Source organism: Colwellia maritima (genome assembly GCF_022669015.1).
GTDB classification, from domain to species: domain Bacteria; phylum Pseudomonadota; class Gammaproteobacteria; order Enterobacterales; family Alteromonadaceae; genus Colwellia; species Colwellia maritima.
In genome coordinates, this window is record NZ_JAKKSL010000001.1 from 822,314 (window position 1) to 841,857 (window position 19,544).

Genomic DNA, 19,544 nt, shown 5'->3' on the forward strand with positions numbered 1-19,544 from the left:
GTTGCGAAACGAAAAAAGAGAAATGAAATGAGTAATCCTAAACCCTTAGTAATCAAGATTGGCGGCGCCATCTTAGAAAAAGAAGATGCATTAAAGTCATTATTAATCGTGATCGCAAACCTTAAAGCGGATGCAAAAATTGTTTTAGTGCATGGCGGTGGTTGTGTCGTTGATGAAATGTTAGCGCAATTTGGTTTTACCACAGTAAAAAAACATGGTTTACGGGTAACGCCTAAAACACAAATTGGTCTTATTAGTGGCGCATTAGCGGGTACAGTAAATAAATCAATTGTTGCCTCGGCAAACAGTATGAATTTATTTGCTGTGGGCTTATCGTTAACTGATGGCGATATGATTGCTTGTACTAAGTCTGAATTAGACTTAGGAGAAGTGGGCGTACCTCACCCAAAATCTAGTCTGTTGTTAGACTCATTGCTTAATAATAATTTCCTACCAGTTGTATCATCAATTGGTGCCTTACCAAATGGCGATCTTGTTAATGTTAATGCCGACGATGCTGCGGTGGCTATTTGTCAGTTACTTAACGCGGAGTTACTATTATTAACCGATGTTAATGGGGTAAAAGGCAGTGATGGTGAATATTTAACGTCGCTTAATAGTGAGCAAGCTGCAGCATTGATTGAAGCAGGTGTTATTCTTTGGTGGTATGACTGCAAAAGTTAAAGCGGCATTACAAGCTGCAAATCAATTACGACGAAGTATCGCGGTTGCAAGTTGGCAATCGCCAGAGCAAATTCCGAGCTTGTTGAATGGACAGGGAATGGGCACACAAATATTACCTAATTAAGTCATATTGGTGTTACCTTTTAGCTTAAACTCAATAGAGAATACTTTAGATTAATTGAACCGAGAAAATTTATGTTACAACAGAGTAAGACACTACAACTTTCCCATTTTTTAGCCGATGATGAGCTGAATAAATCGCAATTATTAGCCCTAATTGAACTTGCTATCAAGATTAAAAATAATCCTAGTGATTATAATCAAGCGTTAGCAGGTAAATCAGTAGCGATGATTTTTGAAAAACCCTCATTAAGAACGCATGTTAGTTTTGATATGGGCATCAATAAATTAGGTGGGCATGCCCTTTACTTAGGTCAACAAAATGGCAAATTAGGTGAACGTGAACGTGTTAGTGATTATGCCAAAAACTTGTCTTGTTTTGCTGATGCAATTGTTGCCCGTGTCTTTAGCCATGACTCAATTCAAGGTTTAGCTGAACATGCTAGTGTGCCTGTTATTAATGCCTTATGTGATGTTTATCATCCCTGTCAGGCTTTGGCTGATTTTGTTACCTTAACCGAAAAATTTGGCGATGTAACTCAGGTTAAGCTTGCTTATGTTGGTGATGGTAATAACGTTTCCCATTCTTTAATGATCATGGCAGCCACGTTGGGTGTAGACTTTACTTTAGTAACCCCAATAGGGTATGAAGCAAAATCAACGATTATTAAAAAAGCAAAAATATTAGCGAATAAATCAGGCGCAAAACTTAATATAACGAGTGACATTAATAGTATTGGCGCGCAAGATGTCATCTATACTGATACATGGATTTCTATGGGTGATGAAGATGCCAATAAAAAATCAAAAGTTATCGCACATTTTTTACCTTACCAAGTCAACCATTCGTTGATGAGCAATACCCAAGCGAGTATTGTTATGCACTGCCAACCTGCGCATTTGGAAGAAGAGATCACAACGGAACTATTTGATAGTGAAATGTCCGTGGTTTTTCAGCAAGCGGAAAATAGAATGTGGGCACAGAATGCCGTATTAGTAACATTATTAGCCTGATAATTCATAAACTGATAATTAAGTTTATCGAAAAAAAATTTAAACAACTGAAATAATTTAACAAATTTAGAGAAAAAATCATGAGTATTCAAAAGAAAAAGATTAAAAAAGTCGTATTAGCGTATTCCGGTGGATTAGACACATCAGCAATCATTCCATGGTTGAAAGAGAATTATGAAGGTTGTGAAGTGGTTGCCTTTTGTGCTGATGTGGGTCAAGGAGAAGATGAACTTGTCGGTATTCAAGAAAAAGCCATTGCTTCAGGCGCCTCAGAATGTCACGTAGTAGATCTTAAAGAAGAATATGTTAAAGAGTATATTTACCCTATCCTAAAAACTGGTGCTGTTTACGAAGGTCAGTATTTATTAGGGACTTCAATGGCTCGCCCTGTTATTGCAAAAGCACACGTTGAAGTGGCTTTAAAAGTAGGCGCTGACGCTTTATGCCATGGTTGTACAGGTAAAGGTAACGACCAAGTTCGTTTTGAATCTTGTTTCGCGGCATTAGCACCAGAATTAACTGTTATTGCACCATGGCGTGAGTGGGATATGGTTTCTCGTGAAGATTTATTAGATTACTTAGCCGAACGTAATATTCCATGTTCAGCATCATTAACCAAAATTTATAGCCGTGATGCAAACGCATGGCATATCTCACACGAAGGTGGCGAGTTAGAAGATCCGTGGTGTGAGCCATCAAAAGAAGTATGGACCATGACGGTTGATCCTATGGATGCACCTAACGAGCCTGAACGTGTTCAATTAAGCTTTGTTGAAGGTGAACTTGTTTCTGTTGATGGCCAAGATTTTAAAGCCAATGGCACTCCAAAGACTTGACGCATTAATGTATCTAAATGCTAAAGGGGCTGCACACGGTGTTGGTCGTATTGATATCGTAGAAAACCGTTTAGTGGGCATGAAATCTCGTGGTTGTTATGAAACCCCAGGTGGCACCATTTTAATGGCCGCCTACAAAGGTTTAGAAACGTTAATTTTAGACAAAGAATCACTTAAATATCGTGAATCTGTAGGCCATGAATTTTCTCATGTTATTTATGATGGTCGTTGGTTTACGCCGTTAGCTAAAGCGCAATTAGCGTCAGCAGCCTCTTTTGCTGAAAAACTTACAGGTGATGTTGTTGTTAAATTATACAAAGGTATGGCGCAAGTAACGCAACGTCGTTCACCTAACAGCTTATACTCAGAAGAATTTGCAACGTTTGGTGCTGATGATGTTTACGACCAAAAACACGCGGAAGGTTTTATTCGTTTATTCAGCTTATCAAGCAGAATAACCGCGCTAAGCCAGAAAAGTGCACAAAACGACAACAAAAAAGGTTAGGAGATAAAGTTATGGCCTTATGGGGTGGACGTTTTAAAGAAAAAGCGAGTGTACAATTTAAGAAATTCAATGACTCGCTACCTGTTGATTATCGCATGGCAGTGCAAGATATTGTGGGTTCAATTGCTTGGGCACAGGCAATTCATGAAGTTGGTGTATTAAATGATGATGAATTAACACGCTTAACGGCAGCATTAAATGAACTTAAAGTGTCTGTAGAAGAGAATCCAAAGCAAATTTTGTTATCAGATGCTGAAGATATTCACAGTTGGGTAGAAATTCAACTGATAGAGAAAACAGGGGACTTAGGCAAGAAACTCCATACAGGTCGTAGTCGAAATGATCAAGTAGCTACCGATTTAAAGCTATGGTGTAAAGAAACAGGCGGAGATTTATTATTTGCTTTAGTTAATTTACAACAAGCAATGATGAATTTAGCAGAACGTGAAAAAGATACTGTACTACCTGGTTACACTCATTTACAACGCGCACAGCCCGTAACTTTTGGTCATTGGTGTTTAGCGTACGTAGAAATGTTTAACCGCGATATTGGCCGTTTAAAAGATGCTTTATATCGATTAGATGTCTCGCCGTTAGGCTCGGGTGCATTGGCAGGAACGGCCTACCCAATTGACCGTAATGCATTAGCCAATCGTTTAGGTTTTAGAACGGCAACCATGAATAGCTTAGATGCCGTTTCTGACCGAGATCATGTGATTGAACTGCTCGCAAGTGCAAGTATTTCAATGATGCATTTATCACGTTTTGCTGAAGATTTGGTTTTTTATAATTCAGGTGAAGGCGGCTTTGTTGAAATGAGCGATTTAGTTAGCTCTGGCTCTTCCTTGATGCCACAAAAGAAAAATCCCGATGCTTGCGAATTAATTCGCGGTAAAGCAGGGCGAGTATTTGGTTCATTAACTGGTATGTTAACTACCATGAAAGCGTTGGCGCTTGCCTATAATAAAGATATGCAAGAAGACAAAGAAGGGTTATTTGACGCCCTTGACACTTGGCAAGAATGCATGGAAATGGCGGTATTAGTTGCCGACGGTTTAAAAGTGAATAGAAGCCGTACATTAGCTGCTGCACAGCAAGGTTACGCTAATGCAACAGAGCTTGCTGACTATTTAGTAAGCAAAAATATTCCATTTCGTGAAGCTCATCACATTGTGGGTGAAGTTGTTTTGGCGGCCATTGCCGAAGGTTGTCCGTTAGAAGATTTAACCATTGCGCAATTACAAACATTTAGCACACAAATAGAAGCAGACGTTTATCAGCACTTATCAATTGAATCTACACTTGATAAACGTGAAGTGCTTGGTGGAACGTCTCGTTCGCAAGTAGAAAAAGCCATGGCAAATATTCAATCAGGTAATGAAGAAATCTTGAATGAACAAGTGGCAGGCGCTCCGGGTATTCAACAAACTGAAATAGCCCTTAAACAAGTAAAACAGCGCTTAAATGCCCAACGAGCTGCCGCTATGTCAGTGCGTAGAGCACGTATGTCAGATGTAAATAAAATTCACCAGTTAGTCAACGTGCAAGCTGACAAAGGTGAAATATTACCAAGATCACTCGATAATATTATTCACGATATACAAAACTTTGTGGTTGCGGAGCTTGAAGGCGACGTTGTTGGTTGTGCATCACTTTACATTTACCAAACGGGCCTTGCTGAAATTCGTTCTGTTGTTGTTGAAGACGTGGCAAAAAGCCAAGGACAAGGTGAGGCATTAGTTCAGTATCTTCTTGAATTTGCATATCAAATGGAGTTAAAACAAATTATTGTATTAACTTATATCCCTGCATATTTCACTAAATTAGGATTTCATCTTATTGATAAAAATTCACTTGCTGAAAATATTATTGAAGATAGCGAGCCAAGCCCCCACAAAGATCCTGCGGATGAAGTGGCGATGGAATATATTGTTGGTCAAGGAAAATAAATAACCAACAATTTAGGATTTGATCAAACCCAGTATTAGAATTAAGCGGCAATTGTAAAGTATGGAAAACATGAATAATAGTGACCAAAATTACGTAAAATGGTTTAGAAATGCAGCGCCTTATATTAATGCACATCGGGGAAAAACCGTCGTATTAATGTTTGGTGGCGAAGCAGTTCTACATCCTAATTTTGCAAATATTATTCATGATATTTCGTTACTACGTAGTTTAGGCGTGAAGTTAGTTGTGGTGCATGGAGCAAGGCCACAAATAGAAGAACGCATGGCGCAGCGTAATATTGAACGAATTATTGAAAACAATATTCGTGTTACTGATGCCGATACGTTAAGTGCTGTAAAAGACGCGACAGGATCTCTACGTTTACATATTGAAGCCTTATTAACCACAGGCTTAGCAAACTCCCCTATGCATGGCTCTCGTATTAGAGTAAGTACGGGGAATTTTGTTATTGCTAAACCTATGGGGGTGCGTAATGGTATTGATTATAAATATACGGGTACTGTACGTAGAATAGACTCTGAAGGCATAAATATGCAGCTAAATTATGGCTCTATTGTGCTTTTGTCACCTATTGGTTATTCACCTACAGGCGAGGTATTCAACCTCGCATTAGAAGATGTTGCGGCGCAAACAGCCATCGCCTTAAATGCCGATAAATTAATTACGCTAACGTATGACGAAGGTTTACTTGATGAAACCGGGCAGCTTATTAAAAGCTGTAGTGTACGTCGGGTTAAAACCTTGCTTGATGATAAAGATGACCATGTTCGTCAACTATTACTACGCGCCATTATCCAAAGTGGTGAAAATGGTGTTGAACGTTGTCACTGTGTTAGCTATCAGAGTGATACAGCGCTATTACAAGAGCTTTTCAGTCGTGATGGTGCCGGAACACTCATTGCTAAAGATCACAAAGAAGAATTGTCTACCGCAACCATAGATGATGTGGCGGGTATATTAGAGCTGCTAGCACCACTGGAAGCAGAAGGCATTTTGGTTAAACGCTCTCGTGAATTATTGGAAGTCGAAATAAACCAATTTATTGTGCTCAAAAAAGAAGACATGATCATTGCCTGTGCTGCACTTTATCCATACCCTGATGCCAAAATGGGCGAAGTGGCCTGTGTTGCCATTCACCCAGATTATCGTAAAGGTAATCGAGGTGGTCGACTCATCACCGCATTAGAAGATGAAGCAAAACAGTTAGGCTTATCTGCAATATTTGTATTAACAACAGTTAGTGGGCACTGGTTCCAAGAGCAAGGCTTTATTGAACAACCAACAGAAAAATTACCTGAAGGCAAACAGAAATTGTATAATTTTCAGCGTAAATCTAAGGTATTTATTAAAGAGATTTAAATTGTTTATTAAATGATCATAGATGAGCTTCACTATGTTTCAAAATTACTCCTGCTTAAGCTTAGTTTTTTCTTGTCTATTAGTTATCTATGTTTCTACTTCTCCTTTTATAAAACCGATTCCTCCTTTAATCTTGTTTTTTTGAAATATACTTAACAAGCCTTATTTATACCATTAACTCTATTAAATTTTTTCTCGCTGAATGGGAAATAAGACTTGTTATTACTGGTTAGAATTCAAAAATAGAAGTGTCAGATTATTTTACATATAGAGAATTTTTATTTATCTGTATTATATTTTGTTTTAAGGTGATTGCTTGTTATATTTCTTTTGTTTATTCTGTTTATTGTGTTAACTGTTGTATTATATTTTATCTGTTATTGTTTTTTGATTTGTAAAAAACCACTATTGTAAATTATATGTAAAATTTATTTACAATGCATTTACTATTATTCTTTTTAATTCGGTTTATAGCCATGTAAATAAGCAATATTTAGCTGTTGTTAACATTAATGTAACAAGGCACCATTATTGCTTAATGCTCAAGGGTGCAACATTCATTGTGCGTATTAATGAAAAGAAAAACGAAGATCAGTTTGATGAGAAAATAATAATAAACAGGAGATAAAGATGGAATTTAAGAGATCTATACTGGGACTGGGCGGCTTGATTGCATTAGCTATAACCGCAGGTACAGCTACCACGGTTATGGGCAATGAAGTAACGGCGGATATAAGTAAATTCAAAGTTGATACAACGAGGCTGAATAATACAAAGCATCATACTAGTAATTACATTGTTCAATTAAAAGGCAAAGTAGCAATTGCACAAGCGCAAGATATAGGCGAACTTATGCCGACTAATCAATTGGTTGCGAATGTAGGTAATAGATATAATGCATATACACCAGCAATGATAGCCTATACAGAAGCACTAGAGAAAAAACAAAAAGAGGTTCTTGGAAGTATAGGAGCGGTAGATATTATTTATTCTTTTACACATACCTTTAATGGCTTTACTGCCAAATTAAGCGACAAACAAAAGAGTGAATTAGAATCTCATCCAGACGTTATCGGTGTTTGGGAAGATCGATTAGAAGTGATAAATACTGCTAACACACCAGAATTTTTAGGTTTAACAGGCCCTGGAGGGCAACATTCTTTAAATATTAAAGGAGAAGATGTCATTATTGGTGTAATTGACACGGGTATTTGGCCAGAAAATCCAAGTTTTGCTGATGATGGTTCTTACTCTGACCCTGTTGGTTTAGGCCGGCAAGGTTCATGTGATATAGGCACTGATACGGAGTTTTATTGTAATAATAAATTAATTGGCGCGCGTTATTTTGATGCTAGTTTTAAAAGTCAATATGATATTCAATATGTATTAGGTGAGTTTGATTCACCACGTGATGCTGACGGACATGGAAGCCATACCGCAAGTACAGCCGGTGGTAATGAGAATATCGACGCTGTTCTTTCTGGTATTCCCGCCGGAACTGTATCTGGTATGGCGCCACGAGCACGAATTGCTGCTTATAAGGCTTGCCGGAATAGTGACTATGTAAGCCCTGAAGGAAACGAAGAACGCGGTTGCTTTTATGGTGATACCATGGCAGCGATTGATGCCGCTGTTACTGATGGTGTAGATGTGATCAATTATTCTATTGGTGGTAGCAGAACAGATTTAACTATTCCCTCAACAACGGCTATGCTAAATGCAGCAGCTGCGGGTGTATTTGTATCAGTTTCTGCGGGTAATGAAGGACCTGATGTCGAAACAGTTGGCACACCGGCGCCATGGGTAACAAGTGTTGCAGCTTCAACTTATAATGGTACATCAATCATTGTTGGTAAGGCACTGAATGTTACGTCAGGCCCACTCAATGGCACTTCATTGATGTCTGTTCTTGCTGACTTTGGACCTGAAGCTCAGGGATTATCGGGAGAATTAGTAATAGCTGAGCCAATAGAAGCATGTGATGCAGATCCTTTAACTAATGCGGGTGATTTTCCGGAAAAATAGCATTAATTGCACGAGGTACATGCGCATTTACTGAGAAAGTCATTAATGCTCAAAATGCGGGAGCACTTGGTGTTGTTATTTATACTTATAACGCAACTTCACCGTTTGCTATGGGAGGCGATGATCCTAACGTTGCTATTCGGCCGGTAATGATTTCCTTTCAAGATGGACAAGACTTGGTAACAAGTGTGGTTGCTGAAAGTACTTCAGTAATTTTCACTGCTTCTGCGGCATCAGAGCAAGCTACTGAAGTCGGAAACACCATGGCAAGTTTCTCTTCGCGTGGTCCTAACTTAAATACATATGACATTATTAAGCCTGATATTACGGCACCAGGTGTGAAGATTTTAGCAGCTACTACTCCGGCGCCTATGTTCTCAGCGCAGGGTGAAACATTTAAATACCTGCAAGGAACATCGATGTCTAGTCCTCATATTCCGGTATGGCTGCATTGTTTAAGGAGTCAAATAGTGCCTGGACTCAAAGACAAATTAAATCAGCTTTAATGACTTCAGCTAGGCAAAACGTGACTAAAGAAGATGGTATAACACAAGCTGATCCCTATGATTTTGGTTCAGGTCATGCAGACCCAGTTGCGGCCCTAGATCCAGGTTTATTATTTGATACTAATACTGCCGATTATTTGGCATTTTTGTGTGGTCAAGACAAAGATGCTTTTGTTGAGGGGTATGATACAACATGTGCCAATTTAACTGCCGCAGGCTTTAGTACTGATGCGAGTCAATTAAACCTTCCGTCAATTGCGATTGCTGAGTTACTTGAGCCTGAAACAATTTTTAGAACAGTAACCAATGCGACCGACTTTGCTTCTGAATACACTGCTACGATAGAAGCACCAGAAGGGTTTGAAGTAACCGTACAGACTTTTGACGCTCCGGAAATGAAACAGCAGGTAATACATTAGAAGTTGGTGCAAATGAGGCAGCAAGTTTTGCGGTAACTTTTTCTAAAACTGAAACTAGTGAAATTAATGTTTGGAAATTTGGTGCAATTACATGGATAGACAATGCAGGACACTCAGTACGACTTCCACTAGCAATTAAAGGGGTGCCAACGGTTAAAATTGATGTTCCCGAGCTTATCTCAGGCACACTGAATCGAGGACGTTTTAGGTTTCCTGTTAAAATGTTGTACTCAGGAAGTACAAGTATAGATTATACGGGTTTAGCTGCTCCGTTTAGTGTGAATGGTAATGTAGAAGCAGATCCTGCTCAAGAATTTGAATTTTTGGGTCTTTGGAACTAAGTATCACATGTTCCATATTCCTGCGGGTACTAAAGTTGCTCGCTTTAGTCTTGGCGATTCTTTAGTTTCTGAAGAAAACTCAGATTTAGATTTATATGTGTACCGATGTATTGATTGGGACTGTACTCAAGTGGGGAGTTCTTTAAATGGTGGTTCAAACGAGAATGTAATTTTAACAACTCCTGAGCCTGCTGCTAATGTTGATGTTGGTGATGTTTACATAACAATGATACATGGTTACTCTACTGGAGACGCATCAGCAACAGATTACACCATGATTGGTTGGATTGCAGATATAGCTGAAAGTACTACTAGAATTATATCTAGCCCAAGAGCTATCCAAGGCCGATTTAATTATACCACGATATACACTAATGGTTTGCCAAAGCAGAATCTACATATATGGGAGCAGTCACCTATTATAATGAGGAAGGTCAACCTGAAGGTACTACGGTGCTCGAGCTAAGTAATTGATTTACTTTGTGATTTTACAAGTTGAAAAATTAGTGTAAATAAAGCCCCTCTTACATCAATTAAGAGGGGCTTTTTATTATGTCAATTTGCTACTGAGTTGCTGAAGTGCGAATTTAAAAGACTTATATGTTGTGTTATTGAATTTAACAAGTGAATAAACATGCGCGTTAATCAATGTATTGCAGCCTAAACATGATTCTAATCTTAGTTAACGCCCGAACTTTCATATAACAGAGGTTATACATACTTTTGACTTGAATAAGAGTGATAAGCGTAAATTTTGCGGATTACAGAGATGAAAGGCCCTAACGTATAGAGCCTTTAAAGAATCAATAGATTAACTGTTTTTACGACGAACAACTAAACCCAAAATACCTGTTAAAAACAACATTAATGTTCTTGGTAATGGTACAGCCGTTGCTTTACCAAAGGCTAAAGCACCAAGCATCGTATAAATTGTTATCAGCATTATCGAATAAAGAGAAAGTAACACTATTTATAGGATCGTAGACATCGATATAACCGGCAAAGCTAAGATCTGAAAGTAGTGTCACATCAAAATCTAACGACTCAATCCCTTTCATTATATTGCTAACATCAAAAACAGCCACAAAAATATTCCAACTAGGATCAAATGGGTCAACATCATAACCATAAAAAGAAAATGATTCCCAAGTATTCTCAATAAAACCCCAATCATCAATATTATCGGTATCAACAGCTACACTCCCAATCACTTCAAACGTATCTTCATTATCAAAGAAACTATTAAAAAGAATGTCTTGGGTAATTAATGTAGCGTTAGCTGTACGACAAGACAGCTGAAGGCTAACGATAGTGATAAAAAAATGCGTAAAATTAATTTATTTAACATATTACTTCCTATATATATTATTGTTATGTATTTTAATTTATAGATGAATATCAGGAAATTCATCTACTTCAAATCCACTTTAAGTATGCAAAATCACTTAAGCAAAAACTATTCCTAATTATTTATCTCTATAATTATCAACCAATTAGTTTGTTTTGTGTGAACGATTAACCTTTTGTTTACAACTGCTTGTGTTTTTGTAAAAAAAGCTGACAGTATGCTTAGTGCACCTTATTAATATCAATTGGCATAATTAAGTGCTTACTTCTTTATGCGTAACGCTATAAATATTCACGAGGGTAACCGTAGATAGTAGCCATATAGATAGTAGCCATAGGTATTATATTAATAATAGAAAATATAAGTTTTTGCTGTTTTTATTCACAATTCTTGGATTGTTAACATAGACTTTTTCTTTAAATAAAGTAGAATGCGCCTCGAGTTGACTAGACAATCGCTGCTTACTGAATTTATTTAGTGGGGGAGGAAAGTCCGGGCTCCAATGAGCAGGGTGCCAGGTAACGCCTGGGCGGCGCAAGCCGACGACAAGTGCAGCAGAGAGAAGACCGCCGATGGTTATCTTTCGAGATTTCACAGGTAAGGCTGAAAGGGTGCGGTAAGAGCGCACCGGGCGGCGGTAACAGTTCGCAGCAGGGTAAACTCCACCTGGAGCAAGACCAAATAGGGTTTCATGATTATTTAGACGCAAGTTTGAATAATATAAGCGTGGCTCGCGTGGAAACCGGGTAGGTTGCTTGAGCCTTAGAGCGATTTAAGGCCTAGACGAATGATTGTCACTTCTTCGGAAGATACAAAACCCGGCTTATGTGTCAGCTCACCAATTTTAGTAACCGCTTGATTATATTGTAAATAGTCAGGCGGCATCTAAAATACTTTTGTATTAATTAGTTATATTCAAAAAATGGTACGTCAAAGGGCACGCCAGACTTCAAATTCTACACTTTATATTCTTCTCAAAATCTCATTTTACTTTTCCAAATTCTTCTGTGATGTCGATGGTTTTTGTCGCGTATTTAGAAAAATAATTAATTGCTGATGGAAATATAAAGGGGAACCCCACTGACGTATGACGATAAGCGAGGTTATTATTATCCTTATAGTTTTTCATACGTCTAATCGTAGCGACGTTAAAGCTTGTAAAAAAAGTAAAACAAATTGAGTATTATACTTTAATTGATTTTTCATTAATTCATGAGTAATTTAGACTTAGTGGACATGATTTTTATTTCTCTAGCTTGAAGGTTTCTACTGTTTTTAACTCTACCCAGTCAGATATTGCCTGACTAAAGTTTTTGAAGTGACTAGTTATTAAGTGGTCATCGAAAGATTTAGCTGTTTCGTAGATTTCATACAAAAAGACTTCGTTTGGTTTTTCTTGGCTTGTACATACATCAAAGTGATGACATTCAGGCTCAAGATCTAGTGAGTCTTTCGCTTGTTTTTGTACTGCTTCTATAAATTGAGCTTTGAAAGTTGTATTAATAATGAATTTTACGGTAACTACAAACATAAATGTCCTTAAGGTTTTGCGTTCTTTTTTAGATGATTTATTTGGCTATCGGTTAATAGACGAGGCTGCTTTTTATCGAGCATAAAAGCGAGTTTACAGCTTTCTTCTAATTCTTCCATTCCATAGACACATGCCTCAACACTTTGGGCTGATACAATAGGCCCGTGGTTAGCCATGATAACGCCTGGATGCTCTGCTGCTACTTCACCTACCGCTACTGCCAAACCCGTATCGCCGGGGGCAAAATAAGGCACGCAAGCTATTGCGCCTAAGCGCATAGTCAGATATGGCGTATAAGTGGGTACGCAATCAGCCAAATCATCAGCAGGTAAACATGACCATGCCGTAGCATAACTTGAATGCAAATGAATAATGCAGTTATCTTGTGGTCGTTTATCGTACATTGCCTTATGTAAAGAGAACTCTTTAGAGGCTTTGCTACCACGGATTAAATTACCATCATGATCAATAACCGACAGTTCATCTTCTTTTAAGAATCCGAAACAAGTATTGGTTGGAGTAATAACCCAACCGCTATCAATACGAACACTCATATTTGCTGAGGCTCCAGAGGTTAATCCACGCTCAAAAATAGAACGTGCGTATTTAACAATTTTTTCTTTTGCGGTTTTTTCGTCTATCGACATGTGATTTTCTCCGGCGCTGTTTGAAAGAATGTTTGATCACCAAAATTACCTGATTTCAAAGCAAGATTGATGATAGGAGGTGTTACCGAGTGCAAAATAGGAACGCCAGGACTTACACTCTGACCAATTTCGAAAACATTGATATTTAAATTTTTCACAATGGCCCCCGAGGTTTCACCACCGCAACAATAATGTTTTTAAAACCGTTTAATACAATCTTCACCCAGTTTAGCTAACGTTCCTTCGAGTAGTACTTGGGATTTTTCAAAGCCAATTTCACTTTGTACCTTGCTTACGACTTCTTTGGAAGAGGTGGTGTAAATTAGCGGTGCTGCAGATTGATTTTTTAGTGCCCAATCGAGTATTTGTTCATAGGTTTGTGTTTGATTAAGTAATTTAAAAGGGTCGATATAAAGCGCCGGGTGTTTTTGCTTATATTCAGCGACTTGTAGCTGTGTCATAGCTGAACAACTACCACTAAGTATCAGTGTCGGACCATTTGACTGGCGTGCTGATTTATTTGATGAATTTGGTACACATCCATATTTTGAAAATTCACTCGTTAGGTTGGTTGCCAAACCTGAGCCACCAGTTATCAGGGTAAATGCTTCTACATTGCGACCAATACACTCTAGATGTTCTGTGCTCAATGTATCGAGCACAATATATCTATAGTTTTTCGCGGCTTCAAGCAATGCTTGATTAAAAGATGCCTCATCAGCTTCGATACAATGATAAGGAATGTTAATCGCTTTACCTTTCCCCTGCGCTTCAATAAGGCGTACTACTGAAGAGTCTTTCATCGGCGTTAAAGGGTGATCTTTGAGCGGACTTTCGTTTAATGGTGTATCACCCACAAAAAGGTGCCCCATGTAAACGGTTCTGCCATTAATAGGTAATGCAGGGCAGACAATTGTACTTTTTAGTTTTAATTCATCAAGCAGGGCGTCTATTACGGGACCAATATTCCCGGCAGATGTTGAGTCAAATGTTGAACAGTATTTAAAGTAGAACTTTCGACATCCCACTACTTGAAGCCAATGTAAAGCCTTGAGTGAAGCTTCAACAGCAATACTCGGATCTACTGTACGAGTTTTTAACGCAATGACTATTGCGTCGTAGTCATCTAAAGCAAGATCAGAGTCAACGGGAATACTGTTGAGTTGTAGGGTTTTTAAACCACTGTTAACAAGAAAAGTGGCTAAGTCTGATGCTCCGGTAAAATCATCAGCTATACAACCAAGAATAGGGGGCTGAGAGTAATTATTCATAACGCTTGATTCCATCTAAATGACAATTATTAAAAAAAAGATATTGACTTTGCAACGTCAGTAAACTTAAATACAATGTATACATTAAATATAGATTAACTTATACATTGTTTGTTTTGCAATACTTATCTCTACTAAAATTAAACATATATAAGTTACTCTGAAACTGGATTCAATCAGCTTATAGGAACGTAGATGATTAATTGAGACAGCAATGTATGGTTACTTCTGGTGAGTAAAGTAAATGGCGAATAAATTAAGCGTCGTAAGCGATACCGATAAATTTTGAAAACGCATTGTTAAAATAACAATGAAATTCTAGTTGTGATGATTAAAGCATTTCGACTAGTAGGCATAAATATTTAATAACTTAGGATGATTGAGACTAATATGAGTGGAAAAACACAATTTACGATTACAGTATTTCCAGGGGATGGTATTGGACATGAGGTCACGCCTCCTTGCATTACTTTACTGAACAAAGTTGCTGAAAAAGTGGGAGGATTTTCGTTGGACTTCATCTCTTTTGATGCAGGGGCAGCGTACTACAAAGAAACGGGTATATCACTTCCTGAAGATGCTCTTGAACACGCTAAGAAATCTGATGCGACATTGTTAGCTTGCATGGGGATGCCGAGTATTCGCTATCCTGATGGTCGTGAAATTGCGCCGCAGTTAGAGTTACGAGAAAAACTGGACCTTTTCGCGGGTGTTCGACCCGTAAAAACATTACCTGGATTACCTTTGCCGTTGCAAGACGAACGTGCTAAAAATTTAGATTTTGTATTAATCCGAGAAAGTACTGAAGGGCTTTTTGCCGGCCGTAATAACTTTACTATTAAAGGTGAAGGGGCTGATGAAGCCGCTTATGATACACAAAAAATCAGCCGTAAAGGTTGCGAGCGACTGTTCGATTTTGCATTTGATTTTGCAAGAAGAAGAAAACTTAAAGGTTATAAAGGTAAAGTAACCTGTGTTGATAAAGCGAATGTATTAGGTTCCTTTTATTATATGCGTCAAATTTTCGATGAAATGGCAAGCAATCACTCTGATATAGAAGCTGATCAGGTGTATGTTGATGCAGCTGCACTACAGATGGTTAGTAAGCCATGGATTTTTGATGTTATGGTAACCGAGAATATGTTTGGTGACATTTTATCTGATCTTGGTCTTGGTTTGATGGGGGGGATGGGGATGGCTCCGTCTGCTGATATTGGTGAAAATAATGCTGTTTTTCAACCATGTCATGGAAGTGCTCCAGACATTATAGGACAGGGCAAGGCTAACCCTACTGCCATGTTTTTATCTGGCGCATTAATGCTAGATTGGTTGGGAGGTCAATACGATAACCCTGCGGCCATTGAGGCTGGTCAATTAATAAATACTGCAGTTGAAAATGCGTACGCAAGTTCAAATATCCTTCCTTTTGAGCTAGGTGGAACCTGTGGAACTGATGAAATCACGCAAAGTATTATGGTAGAGTTAGATAAGCTATAAATCGCTGTTGTGGTTAACTATTGATTATTCACATACGTCACCTGACCATTGGTATAGCAAACATTCATTTAGGCTGTGACACGGAGAATTATTATGCTAAGAACATTATTTATATCTTTATTATTTTTTATATTTATCAGCGAACAGGCCAACGGAAAGCAGGTCTATCCAAAGCGGCCCATTACAACAACTGTTGTTTGGTCTCTTTGGTGGTGGTACTGATGCAGTAAATCGAGTGGTCATGGCTGAAATGGCTAAAGAGCTCGGTGTACGTATCAATGTGACCAATAAAGCCGGAGGAGTGTCTGGTTCAATCGGCATGAGTTCAACGTTAAGAAAACGCCCTGATGGATATAATTTAGTTGGTATTGCAAGCTCAAATGTATCTGCTGCGGTTAATGGTGGATGGAAAGAGAAATTTGATGTCTGGTATCCCTTCATTGTGGGTAGCTCTCCAGATGTTTTATCTGTTAAAGCAGACTCACCCTACCATTCACTTGCTGATTTGGTTGCAGCAGCTAAAAATTCTCCGGGTAGCCTTAGAGTGGGTGCAGGTGGATTAGGCAGTAATCATCATTTGCATTTAATGGAACTTAATAAAGCAGCAGGTATTGATATGAGCTTTATCCCTTATCCGGGATCGGCTCCATCACAAACTGCAACAATAACAGGAGAGGTTGATTTAGTTATAACCTCGATGGCAGAACAAGCTCAACTCATTCGAGGAAATAAGTTGAGACCTTTAGCTATGTTGCATCCAGAAAAATTTAAGATGCAAGATGGAAGAGAGATCCCTAGTGCTATTGTTGATTTTCCTGAGTTATCAAAACACCTTCCTATTAGCCAAGCCATTGGTTTCGCGGTTAATAATAAGGCTTCAGCAGAGGTTAAACGCCAACTTGCGGATGCTTTTAAAAAAGCAATGAACTCTCAAGAAGTCAAAAATTGGGCTCATCTGAATTACTATCAGTTAAGCGGTGAATATGGAGAGGCTGCGCAGCAGAGTTTTTCTCGATTAGAGTCACTTTTTGCTTGGTCTTTGGAAGCGCTAAATGCTAACAAAGTATCACCTGAATCGCTAAATATCGCGCGACCAAACTAATATGAAACAAGAAGTTCACCTTGATGCAGAAAAGGACGTTAAGAGCCGTGCATTATCTCGTGCGAATTTTAAAGTTGGCTTAGTGTTACTGATAATTTGTGCAGCATTCTTTGTGCATACTTTATCATTTCCAATGACTGGTTCGTATGGTGGCGTGGAAAATCAGTGGTATGTTTCACCCGCCTTATTTCCACTATCTGTGCTCAGTATATTAATGATATTAAGCGTGATACTGATCATAAAGGCTTGGAAAGACTGTGATTATTTTAATGTGCCAATGGACCATAGCGGTGCAGAAACGATTAATAATAGAAAAAACATAGATAAATGGTACGTAATCATACTTTTATGCCTGTATGTTTACGTATACATTCCTTCGGCAGATTTTTATTTAGTTACTTGTTTATTCGTACTGTCACTTATTCTCCGGTTTTACCTGCAACTTACGGGTATATGGCGTTGGGTTCTATATGTTCACATTCCGCTGACTATTGTGTTGCTGAGTGTCCGAAGTATGAATAGTGAAGCTTTTAGTTGGTTTTTAACAGAAAGTATTGTTGATGAGCCACTTATTTTGATCAACGACTTATGCAGTGTTACGGCGTTATTTTTACTGCTACTTTCGAGCGTGATTAATTTAAAAAGTAAGCCGGCTAAGTTGGTCAGAGTATTGATGTATAGCATGTTAATACCTTTAATTTTAATTTGTATTTTTAGTTTTGTGCTCTATGTACCAATGCCTGTTGAATATGGCAGTGTTTCAAGTTTTCTTAATTATTTCGTTTATGAAGTTTTGGGTGTTTGATAACTATGATTGATCAGTTTTTACAATTCTTTAGTATTCTTTTTGACTTAATTTCACAGCCCAAAAATCTACTTATTCTATTCGCTTCTAGTTTTATTGGGATTTTGTTTGGAGCGATGCCCGGATTAACTGCTACTTTAGGTATTGCACTGTTAACTACGTTAACATATAGCCTAAACACAGAAACGGCACTTATATCCCTATTAGGGATGTACGTGGGCGCGGTATATGGAGGATCTTACCCTGCTATTCTTTTAAATATACCCGGTACTCCGGACCGCGGCAGCAACCGCTCTAGATGGGTATCCTATGGCTAAACGAGGAGAAGGAGCAAAGGCATTAGGTTTAACCACTACAGCATCGCTTATTGGTACACTTATTGGGCTCATTTTCTTAGTTATTTTATCTCCCGCTATTGCCACTGTCGCTCTACAGTTTACGTCTTGGGAGTTTTTCTTATTAGCGTTATTTGGCATTATTATTAGCGGTTCAATTACCAGTCAAGATCTTGTCATAAAAGGGTGGATAGCGGGTTTCTTAGGGTTATTTCTATCTACAATAGGTCGTGATTCACTACAATATTTTCCACGATATACATTCGAACAAAGTCAGCTTGACAGTGGCCTAGAAATTGTTCCTGTATTGATTGGGGTATTCGGTATACCTCAAGTTATACGTGTATTGAGCGATAGAGAAACATTAGGCAAGCTATCGAAATTATCACGAGTGCTCCCAGAGCTTTCTACTATTAAACGTAATATTAAGCATATTTTCCGTTCTGCCTGTATCGGTGTAGGTATTGGCTCGGTGCCAGGCATTGGAGAAGATATTGCAGGATGGGTAAGCTATAGCGCCGCTAAAAAAACATCAACTCCTGAAGAACAAAAGAAATTTGGTAAGGGAGCCGAGGCTGCTATTGTTTCGTCTGAAACAGCCAATAACGCGTGTGTAGGTGGGGCTTTGATACCGCTTTTAACCTTAGGAATACCAGGCAGTCCCCCTGCCGCAATGCTATTAGGTGCTTTACTTTTACATGGTATTACTCCTGGTCCAACGGTTGAGATTGATCATCCTAACTTCTTACTTGAGGTAACCGCCATTCTTGTTCTCGCATCTTTTGCTATGTGGGCCAATGGTATGTTGCTAGCAAAACAAGTGCTGAAGTTATTACAGGTTCCACCTCCGTTATTTATTCCTGTGGTTGGTTTACTGTGTGTAATGGGAGCGTATTCGTTAGGTATTAATATTTTTAATCTTTACATTATGTTACCCGTAGGAATTTGTGCCTATTTTTTAAGTGAAATGAAGTTTCCTTTGGCACCGCTAGTTATTGGGTTAGTGCTAGGCAGTATGGCAGATGACAGCCTTCGGCGCGCATTAATGTTATCTGAGGGTTCATTCTTACCTTTATTCGATCGACCTGTTGCCGTTCTTTTACTGTTGATAATTTTGTCCTTTTGCTTAATTCAAATTCCTTTGGTTCGACGTGGTGTAAAGATATTTATGAACCGCTTTTTCAAACGTACAAATAGTTAGTACGCGATAAACAAATTCAAGGTGTTT

Annotated in this window: 20 protein-coding genes, 1 other RNA gene and 2 pseudogenes; 17 read left to right on the plus strand and 6 right to left on the minus strand. The window is 38.4% G+C overall.

The window, feature by feature from the left end; genetic code table 11:
* Positions 1 to 27: 27 nt before the first annotated feature.
* From argB to L3081_RS04170, 11 genes and pseudogenes are all read left to right on the plus strand, one after another.
* Positions 28 to 684 (plus strand): acetylglutamate kinase, encoded by a 657-nt coding sequence (gene argB / locus L3081_RS04115; RefSeq protein WP_242283685.1) that lies wholly within the window; start codon positions 28 to 30, stop codon positions 682 to 684.
* Entirely contained in the window at positions 668 to 808 is a 141-nt protein-coding gene (locus L3081_RS04120; RefSeq protein WP_242283687.1) for a hypothetical protein, read from the plus strand. The genes argB and L3081_RS04120 overlap by 17 nt, the downstream gene beginning before the upstream one ends.
* A 71-nt stretch (positions 809 to 879) precedes the next feature.
* Complete coding sequence (locus L3081_RS04125) at positions 880 to 1,818, plus strand: ornithine carbamoyltransferase (protein WP_242283695.1); 939 nt, start codon at positions 880 to 882, stop codon at positions 1,816 to 1,818.
* Between the two features lie 80 nt (positions 1,819 to 1,898).
* Positions 1,899 to 3,159, plus strand: a pseudogene (locus tag L3081_RS04130) (argininosuccinate synthase).
* Between the two features lie 11 nt (positions 3,160 to 3,170).
* On the plus strand, positions 3,171 to 5,108 hold the full coding sequence (argH, locus tag L3081_RS04135) for an argininosuccinate lyase (protein ID WP_242283697.1): 1,938 nt from the start codon (positions 3,171 to 3,173) through the stop codon (positions 5,106 to 5,108).
* A gap of 70 nt (positions 5,109 to 5,178) precedes the next feature.
* The gene (argA, locus tag L3081_RS04140) at positions 5,179 to 6,489 is read left to right on the plus strand and encodes an amino-acid N-acetyltransferase (protein WP_242283699.1); all 1,311 of its coding nucleotides are present in this window, start codon (positions 5,179 to 5,181) and stop codon (positions 6,487 to 6,489) included.
* Positions 6,490 to 7,119: 630 nt separating this feature from the next.
* Positions 7,120 to 8,514: a S8 family peptidase gene (locus L3081_RS04145; protein WP_274620322.1), complete on the plus strand. Its 1,395-nt coding sequence runs from the start codon at positions 7,120 to 7,122 to the stop codon at positions 8,512 to 8,514.
* Between the two features lie 41 nt (positions 8,515 to 8,555).
* Positions 8,556 to 9,020, plus strand: coding sequence for a S8 family serine peptidase (locus L3081_RS27915; RefSeq protein ID WP_338027254.1), 465 nt, complete (start codon positions 8,556 to 8,558; stop codon positions 9,018 to 9,020).
* Positions 9,021 to 9,040: 20 nt separating this feature from the next.
* The gene (locus L3081_RS04160) at positions 9,041 to 9,439 is read left to right on the plus strand and encodes a hypothetical protein (protein ID WP_338027100.1); all 399 of its coding nucleotides are present in this window, start codon (positions 9,041 to 9,043) and stop codon (positions 9,437 to 9,439) included.
* 143 nt (positions 9,440 to 9,582) lie between these two features.
* The gene (locus L3081_RS04165; RefSeq protein WP_242285733.1) at positions 9,583 to 9,780 is read left to right on the plus strand and encodes a hypothetical protein; all 198 of its coding nucleotides are present in this window, start codon (positions 9,583 to 9,585) and stop codon (positions 9,778 to 9,780) included.
* A 7-nt stretch (positions 9,781 to 9,787) separates the two neighbouring features.
* Positions 9,788 to 10,246, plus strand: coding sequence for a hypothetical protein (locus L3081_RS04170; RefSeq protein WP_242283701.1), 459 nt, complete (start codon positions 9,788 to 9,790; stop codon positions 10,244 to 10,246).
* A 345-nt stretch (positions 10,247 to 10,591) separates the two neighbouring features.
* Here L3081_RS04170 and L3081_RS04175 read toward each other — a convergent pair whose 3' ends face one another.
* Both L3081_RS04175 and L3081_RS04180 read right to left on the minus strand, forming a co-directional pair.
* Positions 10,592 to 10,702, minus strand: coding sequence for a PEP-CTERM sorting domain-containing protein (locus L3081_RS04175; protein ID WP_242283703.1), 111 nt, complete (start codon positions 10,700 to 10,702; stop codon positions 10,592 to 10,594).
* Complete coding sequence (locus tag L3081_RS04180; protein ID WP_242283705.1) at positions 10,677 to 10,991, minus strand: hypothetical protein; 315 nt, start codon at positions 10,989 to 10,991, stop codon at positions 10,677 to 10,679. The genes L3081_RS04175 and L3081_RS04180 overlap by 26 nt, the downstream gene beginning before the upstream one ends.
* Before the next feature lie 575 nt (positions 10,992 to 11,566).
* Here L3081_RS04180 and rnpB point away from each other — a divergent pair.
* Positions 11,567 to 11,970, plus strand: an RNA gene (gene rnpB, locus L3081_RS04185) — RNase P RNA component class A.
* Between the two features lie 140 nt (positions 11,971 to 12,110).
* On the opposite strand, the gene L3081_RS04190 is transcribed toward rnpB, so the two are convergent.
* The 4 genes and pseudogenes from L3081_RS04190 to otnK all read right to left on the minus strand — a co-directional run bounded on the left by L3081_RS04190 (position 12,111) and on the right by otnK (position 14,592).
* Entirely contained in the window at positions 12,111 to 12,257 is a 147-nt protein-coding gene (locus L3081_RS04190) for a hypothetical protein (RefSeq protein ID WP_242283706.1), read from the minus strand.
* A 114-nt stretch (positions 12,258 to 12,371) separates the two neighbouring features.
* On the minus strand, positions 12,372 to 12,659 hold the full coding sequence (locus L3081_RS04195; RefSeq protein ID WP_242283708.1) for a putative quinol monooxygenase: 288 nt from the start codon (positions 12,657 to 12,659) through the stop codon (positions 12,372 to 12,374).
* 8 nt (positions 12,660 to 12,667) lie between these two features.
* Positions 12,668 to 13,306: a class II aldolase/adducin family protein gene (locus L3081_RS04200; RefSeq protein ID WP_242283709.1), complete on the minus strand. Its 639-nt coding sequence runs from the start codon at positions 13,304 to 13,306 to the stop codon at positions 12,668 to 12,670.
* Positions 13,297 to 14,592: pseudogene (otnK, locus tag L3081_RS04205) on the minus strand (3-oxo-tetronate kinase). The gene L3081_RS04200 and the pseudogene otnK overlap by 10 nt, the downstream one beginning before the upstream one ends.
* Positions 14,593 to 14,967: 375 nt before the next feature.
* Between otnK and L3081_RS04210 the strand changes: the two are divergent.
* From L3081_RS04210 to L3081_RS04225, 5 genes are all read left to right on the plus strand, one after another.
* A complete protein-coding gene (locus L3081_RS04210; protein WP_242283711.1) occupies positions 14,968 to 16,074 on the plus strand; it encodes an isocitrate/isopropylmalate dehydrogenase family protein in 1,107 nt (368 codons plus the stop codon).
* Between the two features lie 193 nt (positions 16,075 to 16,267).
* Positions 16,268 to 17,176: a tripartite tricarboxylate transporter substrate binding protein gene (locus tag L3081_RS04215; protein WP_242283713.1), complete on the plus strand. Its 909-nt coding sequence runs from the start codon at positions 16,268 to 16,270 to the stop codon at positions 17,174 to 17,176.
* A 1-nt stretch (position 17,177) separates the two neighbouring features.
* A complete protein-coding gene (locus L3081_RS04220; RefSeq protein ID WP_242283715.1) occupies positions 17,178 to 17,981 on the plus strand; it encodes a tripartite tricarboxylate transporter TctB family protein in 804 nt (267 codons plus the stop codon).
* 5 nt (positions 17,982 to 17,986) lie between these two features.
* Complete coding sequence (locus tag L3081_RS26375; protein ID WP_274620324.1) at positions 17,987 to 18,298, plus strand: tripartite tricarboxylate transporter permease; 312 nt, start codon at positions 17,987 to 17,989, stop codon at positions 18,296 to 18,298.
* Positions 18,291 to 19,517, plus strand: a complete 1,227-nt coding sequence (locus L3081_RS04225; protein WP_274620325.1) for a tripartite tricarboxylate transporter permease — start codon at positions 18,291 to 18,293, stop codon at positions 19,515 to 19,517. Before L3081_RS26375 ends, L3081_RS04225 begins: the two co-directional genes overlap by 8 nt.
* Positions 19,518 to 19,544: the final 27 nt, after the last annotated feature.

What these genes read in the sequence shown, in the direction of transcription:
- L3081_RS04175 (WP_242283703.1), bottom strand. Translation starts at nt 10,702, where the DNA reads ATGCTTGGTGCTTTAGCCTTTGGTAAAGCAACGGCTGTACCATTACCA.
- L3081_RS26375 (WP_274620324.1), top strand. Translation starts at nt 17,987, where the DNA reads ATGATTGATCAGTTTTTACAATTCTTTAGTATTCTTTTTGACTTAATT.
- L3081_RS04190 (WP_242283706.1), bottom strand. Translation starts at nt 12,257, where the DNA reads ATGAAAAACTATAAGGATAATAATAACCTCGCTTATCGTCATACGTCA.
- argH (WP_242283697.1), top strand. Translation starts at nt 3,171, where the DNA reads ATGGCCTTATGGGGTGGACGTTTTAAAGAAAAAGCGAGTGTACAATTT.
- L3081_RS04195 (WP_242283708.1), bottom strand. Translation starts at nt 12,659, where the DNA reads ATGTTTGTAGTTACCGTAAAATTCATTATTAATACAACTTTCAAAGCT.
- L3081_RS04200 (WP_242283709.1), bottom strand. Translation starts at nt 13,306, where the DNA reads ATGTCGATAGACGAAAAAACCGCAAAAGAAAAAATTGTTAAATACGCA.
- argA (WP_242283699.1), top strand. Translation starts at nt 5,179, where the DNA reads ATGAATAATAGTGACCAAAATTACGTAAAATGGTTTAGAAATGCAGCG.
- L3081_RS04145 (WP_274620322.1), top strand. Translation starts at nt 7,120, where the DNA reads ATGGAATTTAAGAGATCTATACTGGGACTGGGCGGCTTGATTGCATTA.
- L3081_RS04125 (WP_242283695.1), top strand. Translation starts at nt 880, where the DNA reads ATGTTACAACAGAGTAAGACACTACAACTTTCCCATTTTTTAGCCGAT.
- L3081_RS04220 (WP_242283715.1), top strand. Translation starts at nt 17,178, where the DNA reads ATGAAACAAGAAGTTCACCTTGATGCAGAAAAGGACGTTAAGAGCCGT.
- argB (WP_242283685.1), top strand. Translation starts at nt 28, where the DNA reads ATGAGTAATCCTAAACCCTTAGTAATCAAGATTGGCGGCGCCATCTTA.
- L3081_RS04120 (WP_242283687.1), top strand. Translation starts at nt 668, where the DNA reads ATGACTGCAAAAGTTAAAGCGGCATTACAAGCTGCAAATCAATTACGA.
- L3081_RS04170 (WP_242283701.1), top strand. Translation starts at nt 9,788, where the DNA reads ATGTTCCATATTCCTGCGGGTACTAAAGTTGCTCGCTTTAGTCTTGGC.
- L3081_RS04225 (WP_274620325.1), top strand. Translation starts at nt 18,291, where the DNA reads ATGGCTAAACGAGGAGAAGGAGCAAAGGCATTAGGTTTAACCACTACA.
- L3081_RS04210 (WP_242283711.1), top strand. Translation starts at nt 14,968, where the DNA reads ATGAGTGGAAAAACACAATTTACGATTACAGTATTTCCAGGGGATGGT.